General features: G+C 64.3%; 4 protein-coding genes. 2 read left to right on the top strand and 2 right to left on the bottom strand.

Going from position 1 to position 5,116, the window contains the following annotated elements:
• The first annotated feature begins 557 nt into the window (after positions 1 to 557).
• The gene (locus BRAO375_RS26970; RefSeq protein ID WP_009030600.1) at positions 558 to 1,136 is read left to right on the top strand and encodes a hypothetical protein; all 579 of its coding nucleotides are present in this window, start codon (positions 558 to 560) and stop codon (positions 1,134 to 1,136) included.
• Positions 1,137 to 1,161: 25 nt separating this feature from the next.
• On the opposite strand, the gene BRAO375_RS26965 is transcribed toward BRAO375_RS26970, so the two are convergent.
• Positions 1,162 to 2,568 (bottom strand): GSCFA domain-containing protein, encoded by a 1,407-nt coding sequence (locus tag BRAO375_RS26965; protein WP_009030599.1) that lies wholly within the window; start codon positions 2,566 to 2,568, stop codon positions 1,162 to 1,164.
• A gap of 446 nt (positions 2,569 to 3,014) precedes the next feature.
• Here BRAO375_RS26965 and BRAO375_RS26960 point away from each other — a divergent pair, with 446 nt between their 5' ends.
• Positions 3,015 to 3,488 (top strand): hypothetical protein, encoded by a 474-nt coding sequence (locus tag BRAO375_RS26960; RefSeq protein WP_009030598.1) that lies wholly within the window; start codon positions 3,015 to 3,017, stop codon positions 3,486 to 3,488.
• A 732-nt stretch (positions 3,489 to 4,220) separates the two neighbouring features.
• On the opposite strand, the gene BRAO375_RS37660 is transcribed toward BRAO375_RS26960, so the two are convergent.
• Positions 4,221 to 4,721: a hypothetical protein gene (locus BRAO375_RS37660; protein WP_139031477.1), complete on the bottom strand. Its 501-nt coding sequence runs from the start codon at positions 4,719 to 4,721 to the stop codon at positions 4,221 to 4,223.
• Positions 4,722 to 5,116 lie beyond the last annotated feature (395 nt).

Here is a 5,116-nt window from a genome sequence, read left to right as displayed (position 1 = left end):
GACCGGACGCTGCGGCGCGGGCGCCGTGCTGTCGCTCGACGACAGCGACAGGCTGCGGGTGCCCTGGGCGTGGGCGACCGTGGCGGACGCGAGCACCATGGCTCCGATCAGGATCATCTTGCGCATTGTAAAGCTCCCCTCGTTGACTGCGGCGAGGTTTACCGGGCGCTGCGAGCTCCGGATGTGATCCCGGTCACATCGGGCCATGCGAGCCTGAGTTGAGCCGAAGCCGGCGGCACGCGGTCGCGGCACCGGACACCATTTTTTTCAGAACCTTTTTCCGGCCCCTGCGACTTCCGTGGAGGGGCACCAGCGGCGCCGGGACGCGCCTGTCGGACATCCAGACAACGATCGTCGAAGCACGTGCGCAGTGACGCGCATGCCGATCCCGTTCACCTGAGTTTGCTACCACAATACCGTCACCGCACAGTGTTCCATGAGCCCGGAACGATCGAAGGCTGGGGTATGATCGTATGCATACGTACTGTTCGTTGGTGCTGTTCTGGAAGTTCGCCGAATCCGATAGGGATCATCGATTCGCGGGAAGGGATGGGCGCATGCGCCGAATGATGATTGCGGGTCTGATGGCCGTGCTCGGGATGCTCGCCAGCAACGGGCCAGGGCGGGCGCAGGGCGGCGAGAATGAGGTCGAGGAGATCTACCTCGCCCGCAGCGTCCGCCACGGCCGCGTCGTGCCGTCGGACTTCTGCGCGCCGACCAAGACCGGCTTCGCGCCGGCGCTGGAGGACCAGCTCTCGGTTCATGCGCTCAACGTGCAGGCCAGCGACGGCCGAATGACCGGCAGCAACGACAAGAGCATCGGCGAGATGCGGGTGTGCATCGGCCAGGCGATGGATCCGACCCTGCTCGGCACCTACACCGAGGGCCAGCTCAACGGCATCGCCTTCACCGGCATCGGCGACTGCCGGCTGGTGCGCGGCAACCTGCCGGAGGAGGGGCTGCTGACGCACCGCTGCTTCCTGGCGCTGTCGGGATTGCCGGAGCCCTATGTCGGCGGCTTCCTGATCTCCAGCTCGCTGTACTCGAAGACGCCGTTCGGCCCCGAGAGCTCGCCGCCGGGCTACGCCCAGGCCGGCATCATGGTCATCCGCCTGTGGCGCAAGCGGCTGCCCTGAGGCCGCCGCTCCGCAAGCTGTCCGCTCAGACGGGCGAGAAGGTCTGCACGAAGGCGCGCACGGTCGCCGACACCTTGTCCTCCGAGACGTGCCAGGCGGCGCCGTCATCGGCCGCGAAGAAGCTGGAGGCGTTGGAGCCGCCCCAGCGGAACACCTCGAAGGACGGCCAGTACCAGATGTCCTCGAGGTCCGAATTGTTGACGATCTCGTGCGCCACCAGCCGCATCGTGCTCTTCGACAGGCAGTCGGCCTGCACCACCGATTCATATTCGAACGACGTCAGCAGCGGCACCGGCGACACCGTGACGATCACCTTGATGCCCGGCCGGACGCTGCGGACGAAGTCGATCAGGTAGCGCACATTGTCGACGTTCTCCTGCACGCTGGCGGTGCGGAACTTGTACTTCTCGGCCAGCGCCCGCGAGTTCAGCGCGGTCGGCCGCGGCAGCACGAAGGCGCCGGTCTCGCGATCGAAGAACGCGGCGGCCACGCCGAGCGTCAGGATGAACACGTCGGCCTGCTTGATGACGGCAAGCGTGTTCTCCTGGCTCGATCCCGGCGGCAGCAGCTCGACGATGCGCTCGCGGATCTCCGGATCGATCTTGGCGCCGCGCAGCCAGTCGACGAACACGCGGTTGGCGAACGTCGTGTTGATGTACTCCGAGATCTCCATGTGGTGGCTGTTGTAGCCGCTGTCGTTGAGGCTCTTGGAGAGGTTGCGCGCGAAGCACGAGCCCATGGTGAAGAAGCGCGTGCTCTTGTCGAGGAATTTGGGCGCGGCAGCGAGGTTGACCGCGATGTGGTTGGTGATCAGCGTCTGCAGGTCGCCGAGGAAATCTTTGGTCTCCGGATAGCGGCCGACCTTGGCGCGGCCCTTGGCCTCCTTGGCCTTGCTGCCCTTCTTGGCGTTGGTGCGCGCCAGATCCAGCGTCTCGCGGTTGAGCGGGTTGTCGTAGGCCGGGTTGAGCTGGATGGCCTTCTCGAGCGCCGCCACCGCCTCCTCGAACTCGTTGTTCTGGGTCAGGATCTCGCTGAGCGAGAAATAGTCGGCGGCCTCGTTGGAGGCTTTGGCGAGCTTGCGGAACAGCTCCATCGACCGCGTGAACGGCCCGACATGGCTGCAGCGCACCGCCGCGCTGCGGATCAGGTGCAGATTGCCCTCGGTGGCCTGCTCGAAGATCTGCGGGTTCTCGTCGAGGATCGCCAGCATCATGTCGCGCGCCTCGGCGCGCTTCTTGTGCGAGCCGTCGTCGATCAGCTGCGCATAGATGAAGCGGGCATTGATGTCCTTGGGGTCGAGCTCGAGCAGCTTCTGGAAGGCGAGCTGCGCGCTGACGTAGTCCTTGTCCTCGATATATTTGTAGGCGAGCGTCCTGATCTGGCCGAGGATCGATTGAAACTGCGTGTGGCTGTCGAGGGCAGTGGTGCTCATGTCGAGGGCTCGCCTTTGTGTCTCGTGGTGTCGCGCTGCGTTCCGGCCGTTGATCCGGCGTGCCGCGGCCCCGAAGCCGCCGAACGCCAAAGCGTCGGATCGAATCGTCACGCGCGCGAGCGCTGCAGCCCCGCGAGTGAGACGTCCCGACATGACCTTTGGATACTGATCGCCACCGGCATCGCCGCTGACGTACGCCCGAGCGCAACCGGCCCAGCGACATTCGAACGCGACGGATGCTGTCGTCCCGATCGCCGCCTACCGCCAGCGCGGGTATTCACCCCGCGGCTCGCGCCAAACGATGGCGCGATTTGGGTTAAGCAATTCTTAACCGGTCACGGACGGCCGGAATACTGAGGGAAATACGTGGCTGGCAGGCTGGTGCCGGAAGAGGGAGCCCCACGGTCCATATCCCCCTGACTTCCTCAATTCGAGGATCATTCGTGATGAGCTGGAGCGACCCGGGGCGGTTCTCGGACCGTCAGCGTCCATGGGCCTTGATCGTGCATTTCGGGCTCGGGGTCATCGGTCCGGCCGCAGCGCAGTCGTGCGCCTGCTTCGAGCCGAGTGTGAATCCGCACGACGAGCGGCTTTTGGGATTCGACGCCATGAGCAGCGAGTGCCGCGCGCAGCTGCTGCCACCGCCGTTCGGTGAAGAGACCCGTATGGCAGATGTCTTCGCAGCAGCAATATATCCTGTCGGCGCGAAACGTGAGGCACAGGTCAAACTGCTCGCCATGACCTCGGACGTTCTCGACGGTCAGGGCATAGTAGTCGTCCGGCCGTCCCTCGGCGCCCCGGTTCTGTCGCAGCAAGTCAATCCACGCAGCAAATATGCCGTCTTGGAGGGCGCGGAGAGTCTCGCGTTCGTTCATGGCTCTGGCGTGCTGGGGGCGCGCTGTTTCTGTGGGCATCCGTAGAGGTTGGCTAACGCCAAGCTATTTGAGCCGGAGAGAGTCGGGACCGCGAACCTCCGTCCAGTGCGTCACGCCGAGTGCACTCGATAGCGTTTGCATCACGACGGAGTTGTTGAGCGCAGCATCTTTGGGGTGATTCACTTGGACGCCCCTGATTCCGCTCCTCCAGACCGCGTCTAGTAGGACTTCCGGCTTTCCCTGCCACCGGCGGGTGAAATAGAAAACTCGCCACTCCTCGCCAGGAAGGCGATAGCAGCCTTCAATGTGGTTGCAGTCTTCCGGGTAGTAGCAATCGAAGCTGATCTCAGCATTCATTTGGAGCGCCACTTAGGCAGCAAAATTGCCGAGCCTGTGACCGCCAAGTGATCCTACAGGAGAGGATCAGCGGATGACAAGTGGCTCGAGGTCCGTTGTCGGTGACAGAAGCCGACATCGCGCGACGCTTGCCCTATGGTCGTCACGGCGATGAATCCTTCGCCCCACCCGTCTTTATCGACTTCATCATCGTCGGAGGAAATAGTCCGGATACTCGCGAAAGCGCTCGCATTGAAGTTTGCGCTCTCCTGCAGCATTTGCTTTGGTCGCGCTGCTATAGGTCCGGATCCGTTTGGCGGCTGGCGCAAGACGGCGAGATTGAGGGCACACTCTCTCCACGCGTCATTCCGGGGCGGCGCGTAGCGACGAGCCCGGAATCCATAACCCCAACTCGTCGGGCGTCGTCCACCAGCGCCACGGCTATCTCGCGCCACACGCGATGTCGTGGCTATGGATTCCGGGCTCGCGCTGCGCGCGCCCCGGAATGACGGAGTGAGAGACGAGCGCGCCTTCTCGCCCGGCTGTCGTTGGTATCGTTCTCATCGATGCCGTCTTCGCGCGGTCGACTGTGCCAAAGCAGAAATCATAGAGGCCGACGAAGGCAGCTTCGAGCCGGCAGGTGATACCTGGCGTTGTCGATGTGCGCGGCACGGGAGCGATGCAAGCCGCGAATTCCGAATACCAGAAATTTTGTTGACGCCGCCCCCAAATCAGTGATCTTATCCGGCCATCCCGCCCGCACTGAGAGGGGCGCATCGCGATCGTCACGGGACGTTGCGGCGGGGAGCGGTGGCCGCGGAGCGACGCAGCATCCTTGAGGGTGCGGACGAACGTCGTGCCGCGGACGGTCAAGCCGTGTGGTCCCGACACCCCGACGCTGGTGTCTTGGTCGGCGACGATGTCGATGACGGGGGCAAGCAAGCCGGTCCCCTGGGAGAGCGCGGAGCAGCCGTTCAAACCATCGCGCAGGGAAGGCCGGGTTGTTTCCGGCTGAGCCTGTGGTTCCTGCCCCGTGCATTTTTTTCGCACGGGGGCCATGGGTGCCAGTCGGCACTCGGCCTTCCCTGCGCCCTCTCAATCGATGAGGACGCTCACATGCAGCAGAGCTCGGGCTGATCAGGCCGCGAGAGCGCGGCCGTGTGGGCGCGAGCGACGGCTGCGATGAGCGGCAGGCTGTTTGACAGGGTTGATCGGAGATCAGAGAGCGCGGCTCAAGCGAGACTTGGGGGGCTCAAACGCCCGGCTTCGCGAAGAGGCTACGCCGGGCACGCTTCGCCCTACGGGCTCCTGCGTGGCTGCGCCACGCGTAGCCCGTA

Origin of the sequence: Bradyrhizobium sp. ORS 375, assembly GCF_000239775.1 — a bacterium.
Lineage (GTDB): Bacteria > Pseudomonadota > Alphaproteobacteria > Rhizobiales > Xanthobacteraceae > Bradyrhizobium.
This window is presented reverse-complemented; position numbering and strand designations above follow the sequence as displayed.